Annotated in this window: 16 protein-coding genes; 11 read left to right on the top strand and 5 right to left on the bottom strand. The window is 55.6% G+C overall.

Annotated features, from left to right (window positions below):
• Window positions 1–124: 124 nt before the first annotated feature.
• Window positions 125–946, top strand: coding sequence for an alkaline phosphatase family protein (locus VQ071_RS05735; protein ID WP_340512931.1), 822 nt, complete (start codon window positions 125–127; stop codon window positions 944–946).
• Between the two features lie 270 nt (window positions 947–1,216).
• Window positions 1,217–2,149 (top strand): metallophosphoesterase family protein, encoded by a 933-nt coding sequence (locus VQ071_RS05740; RefSeq protein WP_340512932.1) that lies wholly within the window; start codon window positions 1,217–1,219, stop codon window positions 2,147–2,149.
• Between the two features lie 44 nt (window positions 2,150–2,193).
• On the opposite strand, the gene VQ071_RS05745 is transcribed toward VQ071_RS05740, so the two are convergent.
• The gene (locus VQ071_RS05745; protein ID WP_340512933.1) at window positions 2,194–3,102 is read right to left on the bottom strand and encodes an AraC family transcriptional regulator; all 909 of its coding nucleotides are present in this window, start codon (window positions 3,100–3,102) and stop codon (window positions 2,194–2,196) included.
• Window positions 3,103–3,439: 337 nt separating this feature from the next.
• Between VQ071_RS05745 and VQ071_RS05750 the strand changes: the two genes are divergently transcribed.
• The 6 genes from VQ071_RS05750 to VQ071_RS05775 all read left to right on the top strand — a co-directional run bounded on the left by VQ071_RS05750 (window position 3,440) and on the right by VQ071_RS05775 (window position 7,786).
• Window positions 3,440–5,110 carry a DUF4091 domain-containing protein gene (locus VQ071_RS05750; RefSeq protein ID WP_340512934.1) on the top strand — a complete coding sequence of 557 codons (1,671 nt, stop codon included), beginning with the start codon at window positions 3,440–3,442 and terminating at the stop codon, window positions 5,108–5,110.
• 300 nt (window positions 5,111–5,410) lie between these two features.
• Entirely contained in the window at window positions 5,411–6,001 is a 591-nt protein-coding gene (locus tag VQ071_RS05755) for a YcxB family protein (RefSeq protein ID WP_340512935.1), read from the top strand.
• Window positions 6,002–6,032: 31 nt separating this feature from the next.
• Window positions 6,033–6,383 (top strand): YciI family protein, encoded by a 351-nt coding sequence (locus VQ071_RS05760; RefSeq protein WP_340512936.1) that lies wholly within the window; start codon window positions 6,033–6,035, stop codon window positions 6,381–6,383.
• A 54-nt stretch (window positions 6,384–6,437) separates the two neighbouring features.
• The gene (locus VQ071_RS05765) at window positions 6,438–6,782 is read left to right on the top strand and encodes a short-chain dehydrogenase (RefSeq protein WP_340513453.1); all 345 of its coding nucleotides are present in this window, start codon (window positions 6,438–6,440) and stop codon (window positions 6,780–6,782) included.
• Window positions 6,783–6,818: 36 nt separating this feature from the next.
• Complete coding sequence (locus VQ071_RS05770) at window positions 6,819–7,145, top strand: hypothetical protein (protein WP_340512937.1); 327 nt, start codon at window positions 6,819–6,821, stop codon at window positions 7,143–7,145.
• The gene (locus VQ071_RS05775) at window positions 7,145–7,786 is read left to right on the top strand and encodes a hypothetical protein (protein ID WP_340512938.1); all 642 of its coding nucleotides are present in this window, start codon (window positions 7,145–7,147) and stop codon (window positions 7,784–7,786) included. Before VQ071_RS05770 ends, VQ071_RS05775 begins: the two co-directional genes overlap by 1 nt.
• A 466-nt stretch (window positions 7,787–8,252) precedes the next feature.
• Here VQ071_RS05775 and VQ071_RS05780 read toward each other — a convergent pair whose 3' ends face one another.
• Both VQ071_RS05780 and VQ071_RS05785 read right to left on the bottom strand, forming a co-directional pair.
• On the bottom strand, window positions 8,253–8,633 hold the full coding sequence (locus tag VQ071_RS05780) for a helix-turn-helix domain-containing protein (protein WP_340512939.1): 381 nt from the start codon (window positions 8,631–8,633) through the stop codon (window positions 8,253–8,255).
• A gap of 604 nt (window positions 8,634–9,237) precedes the next feature.
• Complete coding sequence (locus tag VQ071_RS05785) at window positions 9,238–9,963, bottom strand: hypothetical protein (RefSeq protein WP_340512940.1); 726 nt, start codon at window positions 9,961–9,963, stop codon at window positions 9,238–9,240.
• A gap of 229 nt (window positions 9,964–10,192) precedes the next feature.
• Between VQ071_RS05785 and VQ071_RS05790 the strand changes: the two genes are divergently transcribed.
• The 3 genes from VQ071_RS05790 (at window position 10,193) to VQ071_RS29265 (ending at window position 17,042) form a co-directional block, all read left to right on the top strand.
• Window positions 10,193–10,858, top strand: coding sequence for an HAD family hydrolase (locus VQ071_RS05790; RefSeq protein ID WP_340512941.1), 666 nt, complete (start codon window positions 10,193–10,195; stop codon window positions 10,856–10,858).
• A gap of 236 nt (window positions 10,859–11,094) precedes the next feature.
• On the top strand, window positions 11,095–13,644 hold the full coding sequence (locus VQ071_RS05795) for a LuxR C-terminal-related transcriptional regulator (RefSeq protein WP_340512942.1): 2,550 nt from the start codon (window positions 11,095–11,097) through the stop codon (window positions 13,642–13,644).
• 362 nt (window positions 13,645–14,006) lie between these two features.
• Complete coding sequence (locus tag VQ071_RS29265) at window positions 14,007–17,042, top strand: InlB B-repeat-containing protein (protein WP_445293269.1); 3,036 nt, start codon at window positions 14,007–14,009, stop codon at window positions 17,040–17,042.
• 287 nt (window positions 17,043–17,329) lie between these two features.
• Here the strand turns inward: VQ071_RS29265 and VQ071_RS05805 are convergent, their stop codons facing one another.
• On the bottom strand, window positions 17,330–18,949 hold the full coding sequence (locus VQ071_RS05805; protein WP_340512944.1) for a helix-turn-helix domain-containing protein: 1,620 nt from the start codon (window positions 18,947–18,949) through the stop codon (window positions 17,330–17,332).
• Window positions 18,950–18,979: 30 nt separating this feature from the next.
• Window positions 18,980–20,728, bottom strand: a complete 1,749-nt coding sequence (locus VQ071_RS05810; protein ID WP_340512945.1) for a sensor histidine kinase — start codon at window positions 20,726–20,728, stop codon at window positions 18,980–18,982.
• Window positions 20,729–20,764 lie beyond the last annotated feature (36 nt).

A 20,764-nucleotide genomic window follows, 5' to 3' on the forward strand; every position in this document is an offset into this window, starting at 1 on the left:
CACCTCCGCGTGATTTGTAGTTTACGGGTATCCCTGCAACTCCAGCATACAAAAAACACGCCCAAAGCCAACGGATTTCATGCCGTTTTGTGCCTTGAGCGTAGCGAAAGGAATGGGTATAACGATGGAGAAGATCGAACGCGTAATTGTAATCGGTTGGGACGGCGCGGGGATTTTTGTACAGGATGCGAATACGCCGAATCTGGACCGCTATGTGTCCATGGGCACATTCACGTTCGAGGCACAGACCGAGTCGCCGTCGATCAGCGCGGAGTGCTGGGGGTCGCTCATGCATGGCGTGTCTCCCGACAAGCACGGCCTGAACAACGACAAGGCGGACCGGGAGACGTACCCGGCCGATTCTCCGTATCCTTCGATCTTCCGGGTCGCGCGGGAGGCGTGGCCAGAGGCGAAGCTGGCGGCGTTCAGCGCCTGGCGGCCGATCAATTCGGGCATCGTCGAGGATGGGATCGGCGTGTACAAGGCGTCGATGGACGACGCCGGACTGGCGCAGGCCGCAGCGGATTATATTCGGACCAATCCGGACTTGAAGCTGCTCTATATCGAGCTTGACCTGCCGGATGCGGCCGGGCACCAGCACGGCTACCATACGCCCGGCCAGCTCGCGGCGATCGGGGAGACGGATGCGAATACCGGCGTCATTCTGCGCGCGATCGAGGAAGCCGGTCTGTCCGGCGACAGCCTGCTCATCTTCGTCACCGACCACGGCGGCGGGGGCGAGGACAAGTACGGTCACGGCAGCGATCACCCGATGGACAAGACGATCTACTGGGGCTGCGTCGGTCCCGGCATCGCCGCAGGCGCCGCGCTTCGGGCTGAATTCTCGATCAGGGACACGGCGGCCGTCGTCGTCCATGCGCTCGGGCTCGAGGCGCCTGCGGCTTGGGAAGCGAAGCTGCCGCAGGGCTTGTTCTCGCCGCAGTGAAGGCATGCATGGCATGGCGTGTCATGTCGTGCGTTCGTGGGCACCGCGCACAAGTGCACGATGGATAGCGCCGGCAGGTTTAAATGTCGCTGACGAGACGCTCGACCCTGCACTTTTGGGCGATAGCAGCCCGCGACTCGCCCAACTGCGGCGCTACCTTGTACTTTTGCAGGATCGCCTCCGTACGACGAACGGTGATAGGAGACTCACCCCTCGCTCCAGGCGCAAATTGCACCAACATGCAGGAAGATATTCAGGGAGGAAACCCAAATGACGAGCCGACTGCGCTACAGAGAAGACGGGACCTTTAAGATCGTGCAATTCACGGATGTGCACTGGCAGAACGGGGAGGCCGAGGACCGGCGGACGGAAGACCTGATGCGTCTCGTGCTGCGCGAGGAAGCGCCGGATCTGATCGTCTTCACGGGAGATATCGTATACAGCGAGCATTGCGAGGATCCCCGCCGGTCTCTGCGCGAGGCGGTCAAGACTGCGGACGAGAGCGGCATCCCGTGGGCGGCCGTGTTCGGCAATCACGATGCCGAGGCGAAGGTGACGCGGGAGCAGCTGCTGGACGTGCTCCTGGAGCACGACCGTTGTCTGGCGCGCCACACGCCGGGCATCAGCGGGTTCGGTAATTATGTCTTGACGGTAGCGGGCCCGGACGGGGCAGACGCCGCCGCGCTGTACTTCCTGGACAGCGGCGACTACTCCCCGCTTCCCCAAGTCGGGGGCTACGGCTGGATCCGCAAGGACCAGATCGACTGGTACGCGGCCGAATCCCGCAAGCTCGCGGCGATGAACGGCGGGAGCCCGCTGCCGGCGCTCGCCTTCTTCCATATCCCGCTGCCGGAGTACGCCGCCGTATGGGAAGGCAGCGTCTGCTACGGTACCAAGCACGAAGGCGTGTGCAGTCCGCAGCTCAACTCGGGCTTTTTTACGACGATGGTGGAGATGGGGGACGTCATGGGCACGTTCGTCGGCCACGATCATATCAACGATTATTGGGGAGAGCTGCACGGCATCCGCCTCGCCTACGGCCGCGCCACCGGCTACAATACGTACGGCAAAGAAGGCTTCCCGCGCGGTGCGAGGGTCATTCGTCTGACCCGGGGCGTGCGCGGCTTCGAGTCGTGGCTTCGCCTGGACGACGGCAGCGTCGATCCGCAGCCTACCGCGAACCGCGCTGAAGCCGAAGTCTAGCCGCGGCGAATGATTCGCCCACCGGACCGCTCGGCGCGGTCTTTTTAATACTGCATCATCAGCTTGCGGTATTGGCGGGGAGAGATGCCCTCTGCCTGTCCGAATATCCGGCTGAAGTAATGTCCGTCGGCGTAGCCAACCTGCTGCCCGACCTCTTGAACGGACAAGCTCGTCTCCCGGAGCAGCCTCCTCGCTTCCCTTAACCGCACAGTCTGAACGAAGGCGCCCGGGGCTTGTCCGGCCAGCTTCTTGAACAATTTAATCATATAATCCTCGCTTAGATTCAGCTTGGAGGCAAGCATCCGATTCGTCCACGGCTGGTCTGGCGCCGCTTCGATCTGCTTCAAGAGATCCCGAATGCCATGGGCATGCTGCGAGTCGAAGGCATCGGGCCGGAGCGCCGTGCGGCTGCGGAGCAGCAGGCCGAGCATCTGAAGCAGCAACGCCTTGCAGATAAGCTCATACCCGGGATTTCTCTGATTGAACTCCGTCACGAGGTCTTCCATCAGTTGGACGAACGCCGGCGGGGGCGTCGCCGACACTTCGCCGAATAGCGGAGCATGGCCTTCGGCGACCGCTTCGACGGCGAATCTATCCGGCGGCGCAGCCGTCTCCCGCACGATCATCTGCACGTCGGTCTTGATGTCGAGCTCGTCGAAAAAGTCGAAGTGAATGCCGATGAGCGTCGCGTGAGGAAGGGAGACGATCTCGTTCCGGTGCCGGACGCCGGGCGGGATGCACATCATCTGTCCGGCGCGGCAGACGTGGCGCTGTCCGTCGATCGTCGTCGCCGCCTCCCCTTGCTTGACGTACAGAAATTCGAAGTCGTAAATGCGCCGCTCAAGAAGCTCGCACTTCGGCAACGTCTGCACTTGGGCGTAATGAATGCTGGGCGACCATTCGTGAAACGGAGCGATCCGGCGGCGGGGGATACGGATGTCGGAATCGTCCACAAATTGAACTCCTTTCTCTACATCGTTCTCGCAGGCAACATGATAAAATCGCGTTATCCTTACATTACAATTGAAGATCACTGTCTGGCAAGAAGCGGAATTATGCACGACGGAGGTGCTGTGTATCGGGTGGGGAGCATGCTCCCGTTGCTATAATCGATTCACCTCGTTCGGACGGCGCGCTGCAGGCGTTCACGAACTCCGTTCTCTACGGCCCGCGCGCCGCTGCTGTGAGGACGTGGCGGCAGCTGCTGGAACGGGCCGGCTTCGAGATGCCGGTACATGGAAGTTCTTAAACTGAAGGCCATAAACTGAACGAGAGGTGGGCTAACGCAAGATGAGTCAATATGCGCTCCAAACCCAATGCTTGAGCTCGTTGTCGAAGGTGTTCGCGGACGAGGAGCTTCGGGACGCGCCCGTCGGCCGGGCGTCCGCGCTCCGGAACGAACGTTTCTCCTATCAGGTGGCTTACCGCTCGGAGGCGCTGCTTAAGCCGTTGGAGGTCAGCGTCGTATCCGAGCTGGCGCCGCGCATCTCCATCCGAACCGTCGGGCTCGTCCCGTCGGAGCTGCCTTGCCATGCCGATCACGATAGCGACGTGCTGCGGACGACGCCGGGGCTGTATCCCGATCCGTTGTACCCGCTCGAGCGGGGCAGCGTGTTCGCCGCGATGCCGGGTCAATGGCGTTCGCTCTGGGTGACGATCGAGCTCGACGACTCGGTCGAACCGGGTACGTACCCGGTCGAGATCCGCATCCTCCGGGAGGACGGCGAAGTCGCGGGTGCCGAGACGTTCGAGCTGGAGGTCATCGCCGCGGCGCTTCCTCCTCAGCAGCTCATCCATACCGAATGGTTCCACGTCGATTGCATCGCCGCTTATTACCGCGAGGAGGTCTGGAGCGAGAGACTGTGGGAGCTGCTCGGCCAATATATCCGGACCGCCGTTCGCAACGGCATGAACATGCTGCTGACCCCGCTGTTCACGCCCCCGCTCGACACCAAGGTCGGCGGCGAGCGGACGACGGCGCAGCTGGTCGACGTCGAGCGGACCGGGGACGGCTACCGGTTCGGCTTCGACAAGCTGCAGCGCTGGGTGGAGCTGTGCCTGACAAGCGGCGTCGAGTACTTCGAATTTTCCCATCTGTTCACACAATGGGGAGCGAAGCATGCGCCCAAGATTATGGGGACGGAAAACGGGACGTACAAGCGGCTGTTCGGCTGGGAGACGGATGCGGGCGGGGCGGAGTACCGCAGCTTCCTGGATGCGTTCCTCCCCGAGCTGGTCGCCTTCATCGAGCGCCATGGTCTGAAGGAGCGCAGCTACTTCCACGTCTCCGACGAGCCGGCGATGGAGGCGCTGGATGCCTACCGGGCGGCGAGCGGGATGATCCGCGGTCATCTGGCCGGCTATCCGGTCATCGACGCGCTGTCCGACTATGACTTCTATGCGACGGGGGCGGTCGACATCCCGATACCGGCGAGCGATCACGTGAAGCCGTTCATCGAGCAGGGCGTCGAGCCGCTGTGGACGTATTATTGCGTCTCGCAGAACAAGAAGGTGGCGAACCGGTTTTTCCATATGGCATCCTACCGCAATCGCATACTCGGCATCCAGCTCTACAAGTTCAATGCGGCCGGCTTCCTGCATTGGGGCTACAACTTCTGGAATTCGCAATTTTCCCTGTATCCGATCGATCCGTTCAAGGTGACCGATGCGGGCGGCGGATTCCCGTCCGGCGACGCGTTCGTCGTCTACCCCGGCGAGGACGGACCGATCGAGTCGCTCCGCCTGGTCGTGCTGCACGAGGCGCTGCAGGATCTCCGGGCGCTGCGGCTGCTGGAGTCGATGATCGGCAAGGAAGAGACGATGCGGCTCGTCGAGGAGGGCCTGGCGCAGCCGATCACGTTCGAGGACTACCCGCGGGACGCGAACTGGCTGCGGTCGCTGCGGGAACGCATCAACGAGCGGATTCAGTCGAGCGTGTCGGGCTTGTCCGACCGCGCGTAGGCGGCATTCTCGCGACAGCTCACATATCCGTCGAGCCGATCGCCTCTCGTAGTGCAGGCGATGCGTCCCATCGCGCGCCATCACATTAAGCATCATAAGATCGCCATTCCCGAGGTCTATTGGCCAAGTGGATGGCGATCTTTGTCGTTGAGAACTGCCGGATAGGTGTAAATAACGATAACAAACAGTTTGAACGTAAGAAAACCATTAGAGTATGCAGGTTAATCCGATAGATTTATCGAAAAGTTACAGACGGTGGCATTCCAGCATTAACCAATCAAATATTCGAGGAGAATTGTGATGGGAGAACGCGAGGAAATCGAGATTGAGCTTACGAGTCGCGATATGGTAGATTTCAATTTTTCGTATATGAAGCGCAACGGAGCGATATGGATTTTCCCCTTTTTGGGCATTATTTTTCTCATTAATGTCATTGCTCAACTGTCGCTCGGCAAACCGTTCGGATCTTATGCGTTCAGTTTGTTCTTCGTGATATTCAGTGTTTTGCTGCCGGTCACGATCTACCGAAGTGCGGTCCGCAGCTATCAAAACAAGTTTCTGCAGGAGAAAAAACGCTACGAGTTTACGCCCGAAGGCTTCCGGATGGAATCCGAGTCTACGACTGCCAAGGTGCTATGGCCGGATGTGCAGAGAGTTATCGTGAACAAGAAGGGGATCTATCTGTTCATCGCCAGCAATGCTGCGCATCTTTTTCCGCAACGGTTCCTGACGGGGAAGGATCGCATCCGGACGATGATCATGCAGTATACGACAACGAAAAGCCGTTCACGAGGCAAATCGAAGCTTTGGGTTAGCGTGGTGATTTACCTGCTCATCTTCATCGTCACAGTCGGTATCGTGCAATTTTATATAGCCAAACACGGCAGTTAGTGTCTCTCACCCAAAGTTAGGAGGAACAACGATGCTCTTCATGCTGATCGTCAAAGCCTCGAAAAATTCGGAGGCCGGAAATCTCCCAAGCCCTGCGCTCATGGATGCGATGTCGAAGTACAATGAGGAGTTGGCAGCAGCGGGCGTACGGGTTTTGGCGAAAGGGCTTCATCCAAGTTCGAATGGCATCCGCATCTCGTTTCCGAATCCGGGAGAGGAGCCTGTGGTTACGGAAGGGCCGTTTACGGAGTCGAATGATTTGGTTGCCGGATTCATTCTGATCGAGGTGAAGTCGCGGGAAGAAGCCATCGCGTGGGCCATGCGGATGCCGGACCCGCAGGGGTATGGAGAAGGCCGGATTGAATTGCGCCAAGTGTTCTAGGTGGCAGAGCCGGAGGAGCTGCAACGAGAGGATTTGTCGTCAGAGGTGATTATCATGGCTTGCGTTCATGAATTCGGGATATTAGCGTTCGATCATCAGACAGCAGACATCGATTATGAGCCGCACGAATACAACTGTATTTCTGTTGATGATGATATTATCAATAGTTTGATTCCGAATTTATCGATGATGAGAACCTATTTTCATTCATTTAATCGCCCTGAATATGGTTTGGCTCATTGGGGAATTACCATTATTCCGCCTGAGTCCTTGTCATTATTTTACGATGTAGTCACAGCTTCCAAGTATTTTAAAAGGTCCTCCGGGCTCCATGAACTGGCATCGAAAATTGTGCAGGCAAAAGCGGAAAATAAGCACATGATACACTTTGGAATTTGATGCAGGGCCATAGCGCTCCATAAAAGGAGAAATCGAATGGTAAAGCTGCTGAGCGGGTTAGCCATCTTTTTCGTCGCGGCGGGGATTTTCTCGGGCATCGTCCTGGGACTGTACGACTCCGACGGGTTTGGCTGGGGCCTCGCCATTGCGTATTGGATCGGCGGAGTGATCGCCGGCATCTTGTTCTTCGCGATCGCCATCATCATGGAGTATGTCGAAGATACGAATGCCCGCATACGGAATCTGGAATATGAGCTGCTCCACAAAAACGCATCCCCAACCGCACCGGCCAAAATCGGCAATACCAAAGCCAACCTGAGCAAGCTGCGCGGATTCCAACTTGGAAAGTCGGGTGAGGAATGATGGAAGTCAATGTGACGGAGCGTCTGCCAGACCCGGCAAGCTTAAAAAAGCTGATGAAAATCCAAGCGTCGCTCAACATTATTTTTTGCCAGGATGAATGGCTTCGTTATCATAGCTTTGTTCCGAATTGGGACGCAGATATCGATATGGCCAAAATCGATAATGGCGCGGGGGATCATCTCATTATTTTGTTTTCCCCCGAAGGGTCCATCATAAAAGGCTTCGATCATGAATCCGAATTAAGCCCCTACGCGCAAGATGAACATCAAGTATGGCCGGGAATTTATGATGATGTTCCAAAGGAATTATTAGGTTTGCTGGAAGACGATGCAATTGAACAGGACGATGCGACTTTTTGTATGTGGCGTAAAAACGGTGACACGAACTGGCACCAGGGGAACGTTGAGATTCCGGAAGGGGCAAGCGACGGCTCTGATTTTTTGGTGGGCTGTATATTCCAGACGCCGGAAAATTTTGCAGAGTTCGCAGCAGGTTATTTTGAATTATCACCCTCGTTAGAGGTTGTTGCACAGATTTACGATGGTGCCTCCATTACGGAAGAGATGATCCATACGTTAAATCCCGACTGCGATGTAAAGGAAGTTCTTCAAGAGTTAGAGTCGCTGCGCTTAAGGAATTAGTGAAGGTAAAACTAAAAGCGGCAGAGAGACACTTTACATGATAAATACAGGGAACTTTAAAACTGCGAAACAACTTGCAATTCTAGGCGAATATTATGCTGATTGTATTCAAACTCAAGTAGATAAATCCGTAAATTTTTTGTTCGGTCCTGCCTATAAAGAAATTCCACTAGCAGTTGCTGCATCGACTGCTCTATACAATAACTACTCGGTTGAAACCGATATTCACAAAATTCTTGTAGGCCATGTCCTCCTGTTTTGCTCGGGGACGAATGACCATACAACTGGTTCGTCTTTATATCCAAGTGCAGCGAGCAGATGCTTAACGCAATGAGGCTGTGTATAGGTCGCGCGTATAAAGCTTCAATTCGTTTTTTTTACTTTCGAATTCCGATCGGGCGATTCTTTCCACGTCTTGGTATTTTGGTACGTGATATGAGCCTCGTCCAGAATGACGCGTACCGTTTCAACGGAAATCGCAGGCACGATTTTCTTCTGCTCCACCGCTTCTTTCAGTTTGGCCAGGGACCAATGGGTAAAAGGGTAGCCGAGCACCTTGGGAGGAATTCAATGATGTCAGCCCGCTGCTCTTCGGTAGAGGTGGCAGCCGTCCGCCGCCGTAATTCGGTTTCAGCGAGGCCATCCCTTCCGTGTTAAAACGAAGGATGGTTTTCCGAATATGTTCGCCGGAAATGTGATACAGGCTGATTTCCGGCACCTTCATTTTTTGAGCCGAAGCCAAAATCAGAAGGGCTCGCCGTACCTCAACCGGATCAGCGCCTTTCCTTGCGATTCGCAGCAAGCGATTCCCTTCTTCGCTGCTCAAATCTCGTACAAAAATCGTCATGACTCTCACCCCGTTTGCAAATGCTGCATTCGCCGAGAAAACAATAAATAGGATTGCAATCATCGTTACAAACAGTTTCTTTTGAATTTACATCACAGTCTCCTCCGCTTCATATTTTGATAATCAACTATTCTACCCTCCTTCTTATCAAGCCACTAGGAGTGGTCAATGGAACTGTACGCGCAGCAAGCGTCTGTTCAATGCAGGGAGAAAGTTTGAGGAGATCCCCATGGGCGTACTTGCGGTGTCTATGTTGGAGGAGAACCGCAAAGAAGTCTTCGATGAGACACGCAGGTCCATTGAGCTCATGAAGCCGGACAGATGGTGCCTTTCAATTTCGCTTTATAGATAATACGGAGAACCGTACCACAAGTGACGGCAAGTTTTTTTGGAAAAACTCGCATTGGACGTGAATAGGGGCTTTGCCGGGCATGGTTTGGTTTGACGGCAAAGTCGCCGCAAACGGGCTTCTGTGAGCTTTTTGAGGTCACAGAACGATGCGGCATCTGGAGGGGGACTTTTGCTTGCGGAAAGCAAAAGCCCCCTCCGTCTGTTTGGTGGAAGGGGTAAGTTCAAAAAATGTTTCTGGATGGTCGGGTTAAACTCAAGCTCGATGCCGGACACCTTTTTCCGGTCCTTCATGTGAACATGCTGGGGTGTGGAGCAGCTTCTTCTGCGTCTCGGGAGGGGAGTCCTTCAGCAGCTTGTGGAACTGGGTCAACGCTTTTCGCACTTGCTGTAGGGGAACGGGTTCCGACACGTTGTCCTCCAGTCGGCCCTCGATCTCGCTTCTCCGGGTCAGTAGCCGCTCTTGCCACTCCTTCAACTCGCTAAGCCGCTCCAGAAACAGATCTTCGTCGACACTGCTTGCTTCGAACAGCTTGAAGAAACGATCCCGCTGGCTCTTGATGCTTGAGAGTTCCTTGTCGATCGAAGCACGTTCCCTCTCAAGCGGAACGATGCTCAGGGCGCGATCCTTGTTGATCTTGGTCACGACATCCTCCAGCACTTTCGGCTTCTGAAAGGCTTGGGCGATTCTTTCAAAAACAATGCTCTCGACCAGGTCAGCGCGGACGGAATTCGAACTGCACACCCTACGTCCGCCGTCTTCGCGGTTCAGCCCGACGTTGCCGAGGTTGAGCACGTTGTCTCCCGTTTCGAGAATGACGATGTAGCCGCACTTGTCCAGGCAAAAATCGTTACTATCTTCGTCCTCTTGTTCGTCTCTTAGCTGATGGAAGTATTCCTCGATACGATCGAGAAGTGCCGCCGGAAGTGCTCCGGCGCCGCGCAGGACGTCGAAATCCTGCTGTGTCTTGATGATCCTCATTCTTACATCCCTCCTGAAAAAGTTGAAGACCCCTCGTAGAAGAGGTCTTTGGGTATTCATAATCATGAAATATGTTTTTTTGGTTGGGACTTTTCGAATTTTCTGAAACGCAGCAAAGCAGGACCTTTTCTATGTTCATTAAACGCTTTACAAATCCTGGACTTGGTCATACAATTACTTTATTGTGGTAAAGTGGTAGTGTGATGAAGCATAAAGGGGGGGATTCATTTTGTTTAAAGCGATTTTTCTTGATTTTTATGGCACAGTTGTTCATGAAGATGATGTTTACATTGAAGACATTTGCAAACGTTTATTAAGTTCTTCATCGGTTTCAGCTAATCCCAAGGAAATCGGTGATTATTGGTGGAAATCAATGTCATCCAATTTTAAGACTTCACACGGCAATCATTTTAAATTGCAAAGAGAGTTAGAACTAGAATCTTTAAGTGACACCATCCAATATTTTAGGTCATCCGAGAACCCACATGAAATTAGTGATATTTTGTATGAACATTGGATGCGGCCAGAAATTTTTGAGGATAGTAAGGAATTCATAAAAAGAAATACTATTCCTATTTATGTTCTTTCCAACATTGATCGCTCTGATATAACGAGTGCGATCGCGTATAACAATTTAGAATTTAATTATATTATTACAAGTGAAGATGTCCGTTCTTATAAGCCTAGACCAGAAATGTTCGAAAGAACGCTTAAAGATTCAGGATTGAATCCGAATGAGGTTTTACATGTGGGCGATTCTCTGACGAGTGATGTGAGTGGGGCTAATAGCATGGGAATTCCAGTAGCTTGGGTAAATCGTAAAGGAAGACAAATTCCGGAATTTGTTCGTCCTGACTATGTTATTACAAAACTGACCGAACTACTTACTTTGTAACCGAACTGGACTTAACGAAGGATGTTTGTAAAGTTTTGATGTGAAAGGCCTTCAGTAAAGGATGGCCTTTCTTCAAACTTGCCGTACAGACAGAGCGGAGAACCGTACCACAAGTAGGGCGAAAGAAGCGGGAGTGTTATTGGCAAGCTACCGTTTAAAATGCGCAGTCCGCTACAGGAGAAGCGGGCGTTTTGTCGAATTGTAGCCTATAGTAACGTTAAATGTGGAGGACTCCCATGATCGTGCGGACGAAGCTCTATATCCCCCATATGCGTCACGAGGTGGTGGCTAGACCGAGGCTGACTCGTAAGCTCAATGCGGGAATGCAAGTCAAACTGACGCATATCTCCGCGCAAGCCGGCTATGGCAAAACAACCGCGTTAGGCCAATGGGCGAAACAAGGCGACGCGCTTGTCGCCTGGCTTTCACTGGATGCGAGGGATAACGATTATATTCAATTTTGGAACGGCGTTACGGCTTCGATTCAGGAGGTAGTCCCAGGCTTTGGAGAGGAGATCCGCTCATTCCTTGAAAAGGGGCTTGGGGCGTCCCAGGCGTATGCGGTGCCTTCGCTGCTGAACGATCTGGATCGAATAACGAACGAGCTGGCGGTTGTTCTTGATGACTATCACTTCATCGAGAGCGCTATTATTCATGATTCTTTGGCTTATCTGCTTGAACATCTGCCCTCCCACGTTCATCTCTATATCACGAGCCGCAACGAGTTGGCGATACCGACCGCCAGACTTAGGGCCAAGGGCGAGTTCAATCTCATCACGATGCAGGACATGCGCTTCCTGCTGGACGAAGGGCATGTCTTCTTCCGGAACATGACCGATTTAGGGTTAACTTCAGAGCAAGTGGCGGAGCTGCTTCATCAGACCGAGGGCTGGATCAGCGGGCTGGAGCTGGCGGCGATCTCTCTAAGGAACAGCGATAATATCGCTGAATCCATCCGTCAATTCAACGGGCGACAGCATCATATATCGGATTATTTGCTGGAAGAAGTCTTCCGTCATCTAACGGAAGATATGCGATCCTTTCTCCTGGCAACGTCTATACTAAGTCGAATGAATGATTCCCTATGTCAGGCTGTAACCGGCCGGCCGGATAGCGGGCGCTATCTGGAGAGATTAGAGCAGTTGAACTTGTTCATCATCCCCTTCGACGACCAGAGGAGCTGGTATCGGTATCATCATTTGTTCTCGGACTTTCTGCAGCGCATGGGGGCGAGGACGGATACGAACGACTGGGTGCAAGCGCATGGGAATGCAGCTTGCTGGTTGGAGCGCAATGGACTGGACGAGGATGCGATGGAGCATTACCTGGCAGGACATCACTATGCGGATGCCGTTCGATTAATCGAGAAAAATCTGGATGCGCTGGTGCAGTCCGAGAGTATTGCGTTTATCAGATGGATGAGGGCGATCCCGGAGTCCTTTTTTGCCGAGAAGCCCCTGGTCGAATTGTTCTATATCACGGTGCTGTCGGGCATAGGGGATCATGAAGCGGCTTCGCTTCGGATCGGACAGGCCAGGGCTCGGTTCCAAGCGCTGAAGGAGAAGCTGAATGAGCCGGAATGGAAGCAGGCGATGGGCAATATTTACTTTTTCAGCGCGGTCGACGCTTTTCTGATAAAGGACTTGGTCAAAACCTCCGAATACTATGAGCGATGTGAGCGCTATATGCCGGAGGGGAGCGTCTTCCAAACGATGTGGCGCTACCAATATGTCGGCTATGACCCCTTTACGGATTTTTTGGCGCATATCAATGATCTGCATGCAGCCGATTTGTTCTTATCCCGGTGGGGCGATGCGTTGGGGAACAAGACGCAGTATCCGCTTGCGGGCACCTTCCTCGCGGCTTATAGCCGATTGCTGTACGAGTGGGACCGGCTGGAGGAGGCGGAGCGGTATGCCAATCTGGCGCTTGGACGGAGAGATGTCAAGCCCTACGTACGGATCTTCATTCAGGTCGCCACCAGCGCTTCGTGGATTCAACAGGCCCTGGGCCGCCCGGGCCGGGCGGCCGAGCTGCTGGAGGACTTGAAGTCGCAGCTTGACGCGCCCGAATATCGATTATTCATATTGAAGATCGAAGCCGAGCAAGCTTGTCTGGCGCTGCGTCAAGGCGCTGTCGCAGAGGCGCTTGCATGGCTGCGAGGCTGCGGTTTGTCCCATACGGACGAGGTCGCGCTGCTGCAGGTTCAAGCGTATATGGCCTATGCCAGGGTGCTCTCAGCCGGCGGACAGTGGGAGGAAGCGCTGGGCCTGTTGGACCGGCTGGATGCGTTGCTGCGCAGGGAGGATCGTCTCCGGGACCGAATCAAGGTGCTCATCATGCAAAGCGTGACCTTGCAGCGCATGAGCCGGGCGGCGGAGGCGCTGGCCAAGCTGGAGACCGCGCTCCGGCTGGCCGAGCCCGAAGGCTATATTCGGAGCTTCGTCGACGAGGGCAAGGAGATGGAGCTGCTGTTGTCCGCTTATGGGAATACAAGGCCGGCGGCTCACGTTCGAGATCCGGCAGGAGATGTCCGGGCCTATGCCAAGCGGCTGCTTCAATTGATGCAGTCCGCGGCGGAACCGATGAGAAGCGTGCTGACCGAGCAGGAGACGAAGATCCTGCAGCTGATCGCGGACGGCCTGCCGAATAAGGAGATCGCCCTTCGCCTGAATATTACGGGGGAGACCGTCAAGACGCATATCAAAAGCGTGTACAGAAAGCTTGAGGTAAACAACCGCGTACGGGCACTTCAGCGTGCCAGAGAATTAAGGATATTGGGCTGAGCTCATTCTCCCGCGCATCCCCCGGACGGGGGATTTTTTTTTGTACCATATCGTTTTATAGTAGGTTGAAGTTTCAAGAATCGACAAGAAGTCACCTGAGTAAGCAGTCACCAGAATAAAGAAGTGGAGTGAATGACAAGTTGCTGAAGAAGGGCGCTATCCTTTTATTACTGGCGTTGATGGTGTGGTCCTCATTTTCGTTTGCGTCGCCGGCTTCGGCCGATACGGGTTCCATTGACACGAGCAAGATGTTTAAGTGTGCAGATGAGCTTGACTATTGCAAGTTTCCGGGGACGCAGGTTGTCTATTTTGGCGCGAACGGAGCCTATAATTCTGCTACGTTTACCTCAGGTGTGACATGTATGATCGATTATCTCCATGTCAGCGATCCCATCAATGGTGTAAAGAAAGCGTGTTACGTCGCCAAAGGGAGTGTGGAGTATTACAGCACTGGCGCTGCAACCGGGAGTGCGCCAACCGATAGTAATTCATATGAAGTGGGGGCAACTGTTACGGTTCCGGACCAAGGGGGGCTGGAGAGACCGGGTTTTATCTTCGCGGGCTGGAATACGATGTGGGATGGAACGGGGACTCTCTATCCTGCAGGCACTACCTTCACGATGGGGAATGCCAACTTGAGGTTGTATGACTGGTGGAAGTGGGGAGAGCCTGCAGCGTCCGTGTATAGTGGAACGGGAACAGCGAATGATCCGTTTCAGATTGCAACTCCCCTGCAATTAGATAAGCTCAGAAACTACTTCTTGGAGAGTGACTTGTATTTCAAGCTCACGGCCGATCTGGACCTGAGCGATTATCAGTCAGGAGCAGGCTGGGAGCCCATTGGGGGAGAAAATACGCCATTTAGGGGGAATCTGGATGGCAATGGACACAAGATCACAAACCTCTTTATTGATCGGTCAGCCGGTTTTACAGGGCTATTTGGCTTTATTAACAACGAAAATGCCAGCGTGACCAATCTGAAACTAGTGGATGTGAATATTAAAGGATCTAACTACGTTGGTGGTTTGGCGGGTTGGAATAGCGGAACGATGAGCAACATCTATGTTACGGGAAGTATAACAGGCGTTACGAAGACAGGCGGTTTGGCAGGTGGAAGTGGAGGAGCAATTACCAACAGTTACGTTGCAGGAAGTATATCAGGAAGCTATACTACCGGCGGCTTCGTAGGGCAAAATTATGGTCCGATTGACCAAAGCTATCATACGGGAAGTATAACAGGGATCGAAAGTGTCGGCGGCTTGGTCGGCGAAAATAACGCTCCAATCAGCAACAGCTATCATACAGGGAGTATAACAGGGACCAACAATGTCGGCGGCTTGGTCGGTGAAAATTATGCTCCGATTGACAAGAGCTATGCTGCGGGAAGTGTAACAGGAAGCAGTGAAGCAGGCGGTTTGGTCGGTTATAATTATGCTACGGTTAGCGATAGCTTCTATGACTCGGAAACAACGAACCAATCGGATACAGGTAAGGGCATTGGCTTATTGACTTTAGATATGAGGAAGCAAAGTACCTATGCGGGCTGGGATTTTACAAGCATATGGGGGATAAACGCGTCAGGCAATAACGCATATCCTTATCTGCGTGCGATACAAAAATTTGTGACTTACGATGGTAACGGCAGCGATAGCGGGGTCACACCGGCAGATAGCAACTCGTATGAGCAGGGTGTCACGGCATCGGTGTATGGCAACACAGGCAGCTTGGCCAAGACAGGCTACACGTTCGCGGGCTGGAATACGCAAGCGGACGGCAGCGGCACGGACTATGCCGCAGGCGCTGCGTTCACGATGGGGACGGCGGATGTGACGCTGTATGCGCAGTGGACGAAGAATCCTACGTACACTGTGAGTTATGATGCCAACGGAGCTACGTCCGGAAGCGTACCTGCGGATAGCAGTTTGTACGAGCAGAACGCTGCGGTGTCGGTGTCCGGCAACGTCAGCGGCTTGGCGAGGACAGGCTACACGTTCGCGGGCTGGAACACGCAAGCGGACGGCAGCGGCACGGATTATGCTGCGGGCGCTGCGTTCACGATGGGAACGGCGGATGTGACGTTGTATGCGAAGTGGACGAAGAACCCCGTGCCCGTGCCGGCATACGCCGTGAGCTATGATGCCAACGGAGCAGCGTCCGGAAGCGTGCCTGCGGATAGCGGTTCGTATAAGCAGGGCGACACGGTGACGGTGCCGGGCAACACGGGCAGCTTGGCCAAGGCGGGCTACACGTTCGCGGGCTGGAACACGCAAGCGGACGGCAGCGGCACGGATTATGCCGCGGGCGCTTCGTTCACGATGGGGAAGGCGGACGTGACGCTGTACGCCAAGTGGCTGACGGCGAATACATCCAGCGACAGCGACACGGGATCGACGGGACCAACGGGATCGGCGGCTGCCGGCAATAACGTCGTCTCGTCGGACGGTACGCTCACGCTTCCCGTCGGCAAGTCAGGCGAGGTTAGCCTGGGGAACCGGGTCAGGGTCGTGATTCCCGCCGATGCTTCCGGCAAAGCGCTGAAAATCACGATCCAACAAGTGACGGACACGCAAAATCTGCTCACGAGCAATGACGTGCTGGCCACCCCGATCTATGAAATTCTGAAAAGCTTCACGGAAAACTTCGAGAAGGATATCACGCTGATCTTCACGTTTGATCCGCAAGTGTTAAAAGGCAATCAGATTCCTGCCGTATTTTTCTATGACGAAGCAAAGAAGACCTGGGTCAAGGTCGGAGGCACAGTGAACGGGAATACCATTACCGTCAAGGTGAATCACTTCACGAAGTTTGCGGTATTCGGCGTAGACGAAGGGGCAGACCCGACGGACGGCGCGACGCCGTCGATCAGCCTCGGCGACATCTCGGGACACTGGGCGGAGACGAATATCAAGGAAGCGGTCGGCATGCATATCGTCGGCGGCTATCCGGACGGGTCGTTCAAGCCAAATGCCGCGGTGACGCGCGCGGAATTCGCGGTCATGCTGATGAATGCGTTGAAGCCGCAGCAAGAGGGAGCGGCGCTCGCATTCGCCGATAAGGAGCAGATCGGCGCCTGGGCGCAGCGAGCCGTTGCACAAGCCGTACAGGCCAGCATTATTCATGGATATGAAGACGGCACCTTCCGTCCGAATGCGAAGATTACGCGTGCCGAGATGGCGGTCATGATCTCGAGCGCGCTGGGACAGTCCGTCCAAGCGACGACAACCGGCTTCGCGGATGACAAGGATATTCCGGCATGGGCCAAGGGAGCGGTCGCGGCTCTGAGCCAGCTGGGCATCATCGAAGGCAAGGGCGCGAACCGGTATGCGCCTGGGAACCCTGCAACGAGAGCAGAGGCCGTGACGGTGCTGCTGAACATGCTGGCGCAAGAGAGCAGATGAAAGAATTCGTGAAAGAGAATTCGACACTGATACCTGAAGAGGTCTTCTATGCCGCAAATGTTTGATCATTTTCCACACATTCATGTGTACGATTCACTTCGCAACCCGATCGTTTGCTGTTCGAGGGAAATCAGGAACGTCAAGATGATCCGGCGATAGTGGTCAGACATATCAAGGCACCCATCCGGGTGCCTTTTAATTTCGCTCTATGGATAATACGGAGAACCGTATCACAGAAAACTCAATTCATTACACTTCTAACGGAGAACGATAGCTCAACGCCGCGCTCACACCCCGCTATCCGCACCCCCCGCCTGCTTGCGGAACTGCTGGGGATTGGCGTGGTACACCTTCCGGAACATCCGGGAGAAGTAGGAGAAGTTGTTGTACCCGAGCGTGCGGGCGATCTCGGAGATCGGGAGCGCGGAGCGGGAGATGAGCTCCTTCGCCATCCGCATGCGTTCGCCGAGCAGATAGTCGGTGATGCTGAGGCCCGTCTCCTTCTTGAACAGGCGGGACAGATAAGCCGGGTTCAGGTGGACGTATTCGGCCAGCATCTCGCGGGTGACGTTCTCGCCCAGATGATCGGCGATGTAGGCGCGCAGACGCTGGACGACCGACTCGTTCTGGAACAGGCTGCGGTGGATGGCGCCGATCCACTCCGAGCCGTACTTCTCCATCTGCTCCAGCGTCCGGGGAGGCGAGACGCCTTGGGCGAGGCCGTCGTCCCCCTGCAGCAGCTGGCTGGCCGACAGTCCCTTCTTCTGCAGATGATAGTGAATCATCTGCTGGAACCCCTGGTGGTACGCCTGGAGGGCGTCCGCCCCGAACCGCCGGTCCGCCCCCAGCGCCCGCAGGCTGGCGCGCAGCTCGCGGATCAGCTCGTCGGCCTTGCCGAGCTCGAGCAGCTGCGACCAGACGGCGAAGTCGGGCAGCGGCGGGCTCGCCGCCGCCGGCTCATGCGATTGCTCGGCCAGCCAATTGAGCTGGTTGGCTTCGCTCAGGTTGTTGTACTCCATGGCGAGCAGCGCCCTGTACATGGCGGCGAGCTCGTGCAGCGCCGCGGGCTCGCCGATATAGCACGACAGCTGGCAGTTCAAGTACTGCCGGCAGGCGGCGATATACTCCTGGCAGGCGCCGCTCAGCCGACCCGGCGTCAGAGCCGCGACTTCGTCGGGCGAGAGGAAGAGCAGGGCGACCGTCACGCCGTGCTTCGTCTGGACGACCTCCCCCCGGGCGTCGGCGACCAGCATCTCCAGCGCAGACTGGCGGACAGCGTACTCCATGACCTCCTCGTCGCGCGTGCTGAGCTCCCGCATCCAATTTTCCACGCTGACCAGTATCGGCAGCAGCCGGTCGCCCTCGCGCAGCTGTACGCCGTATTCGGCCGCCGTCGCCGTAGCGGACGATGCGCCGATGACGACGCGCTGTGCCAGCAGGTCGTACCAGAAGCGCTCGCTCAGCAGCATCTTCTTCCGGTTCCACAGATCGTAGTACGGCTTGTAGCTCTCGTTGCGTGCCCGCTCGCTGCGGCGTTCCTCCACGGTCTGCATTGCCCGCTTGATCGTCGCCTCCAAGGCCGGAAATTCGACCGGCTTCATCATATAGTCGAAGCTGCTCAGCTGAATGGCCCGCTGCATGAAGTGAAAGTCCCCGTGGGCTGTCAGGAAGATCGTCTCCGTATCGGGGGAATGCCCGTTCACCCACTCCAGCAGGTCGAGTCCGGTTCCCTTCGGCATCTCGATATCGCAGATCATGATATGGATGGTCTGTTCCTCGAAGTGCCGAACGGCGCCCTTCATATTATAAGCCTCGTACACGGCCGTGACGCCGAGACCTTCCCAGTCAATCGCGTCCTTCATACCCAGCACGGCATACATCTCATCGTCGACAATCAATACGTTCACGATCGAATCCCCTCCGTTGATCGTCGCTTCTTAGGCATGCAATAGGTTGGCGGATGTGTCGGACAGCTCGGCGGGCACCGTCAGATCGATCAGCGCCCCGCCCTCCGCGGCGTTGCCGCAAGCCAGCTTCGCCTCCGGCCCGTACAGCAGCTGCAGGCGGTGATAGCAGTTCCAGATGCCCAGATGCTTGCCGTCGGTCCGGCGGAAGTAATCGCCGCTCTGCATCGCATGCAGCACATCCTCGGGGAATCCGCTCCCGTTGTCGGCGATCCGGATGCGGCAGCGCTGCCCGCCCTCGATCGGCATCGCCTGAATCTCGATATGAAAGGGCTTCTCCATGAAGTCGAAGCCGTATTTGATCGCATTCTCGATGAAGGGCTGCACGATCAGCGGCGGAATCCGAACGCCGCGCGCGTCTGCCGCCAGGTCGATCCGGAACGTGAGTCGGCCCGGGAAGCGGTGCTGCTGAATGCGCAAGTAGCTGTCCATATGGTCGAGCTCCTCGGACAGCATCACGAACGGCTGATTCGTCTGCGTCGCGAACCGGAAGTACTTGACCAGGTTGAGACACATCGACTGGATGATCTCGTAGTTCTTGAGCTGCGCCAGGTTGTAGACGACATTGATACTGTTGAGCAGAAAATGCGGGTTGATCTGCAGCTGCAGATGCTTCAGCTCGGCCTTGTGCGTCCGAATCTGCTCCTCGTAGACGTGAATCTTCAGATCCTGGATCTCGTTGGCCATGCCGTTGAACGCGTCGTTCAGTGAGCTGAACTCCCTGGAGGCGGTGTCGCCCAGCCGAATCTTCCAATCTCCCCGCGTCAGCGTGCGCATGCCCTTGAGCAGGCCGTTCATCGGCCTGATGATGATGTTGTTCAAGTAGAGCAGGTAGAGCAGGAGCAGGGCGAAGGCAAAAAAGGGCACCCAGGCGATGAACTTGCGGAACCAGGCCAAGTTCTGGAGCATCCGCTTCTCGGGAATGAACGCGGCCAGCCCGACGTCGGTCGTGGCGACCGGATTGCTGACCGCGATGTAGGTCTCGTGCTTCCCGCGAATCCGCTGATAGTCCGCCCGGGCATCGACGACGGGCGCGTCTTCGAGACGTGCGGCGTCGTACGTGCCCGATATGAGCCGGCCCTGCCGGTCCGCGAACGCGGCGAAGCCGCCCCCGCCGAGCTGGATCAGCTCCAGCGGCACCATCAGATGGTCCAGGCGGGCCCAGCCGCCCAGATACACGCCGTAGCCGGTATCCACGAGACGGACGAGGCTGTCGACATCGCCGCAGCGCAGTTCCTTCCACCCGGAGAAGCGCGGATCGCCGGGCTTCACGGCCGCGAGCATGCGGTTCAGGCACGATTGAATCGCATCCGTCTCGTCATAGGAGCCGGTGTTGTAGTTCGTTGCAATCAGGTCCCGGTAAGCGGCATGGTAGGCGAATTGAATATCCACGCCGCTGTTGAACCGGATATACTGCTGCAGGCTGTTCCGGATCCGCACCTTGGCGAGCGTATACTCGGTGGAGTCGTCGATCAGCCCGTCCAGCGACAAGATATCCGAATTGTAGGAAGCCAGATCGTATAAATATTTCGACTCGTTGCCCAGCACGGCCTGAATCTGGTTGGCATAGAGGGTGATCATGTTTTTGTTGGCCTCGGCCGCCTGGCCGCGCAGCGCATCGGAGGCCGTGTGGTTGCTGTAGAGCAGCAGACAGACGAGCGGCAGCGCGATTGCGGCGAAGCCGACGGCCAACATCGATCGAAGCGATCTTTTCGGATTCATTTTCATCCCCCGGGCATTTTACTAGACATTATGGCA

Origin of the sequence: Cohnella sp. 56 (assembly GCF_037963805.1) — a bacterium.
Lineage (GTDB): Bacteria > Bacillota > Bacilli > Paenibacillales > Paenibacillaceae > Cohnella.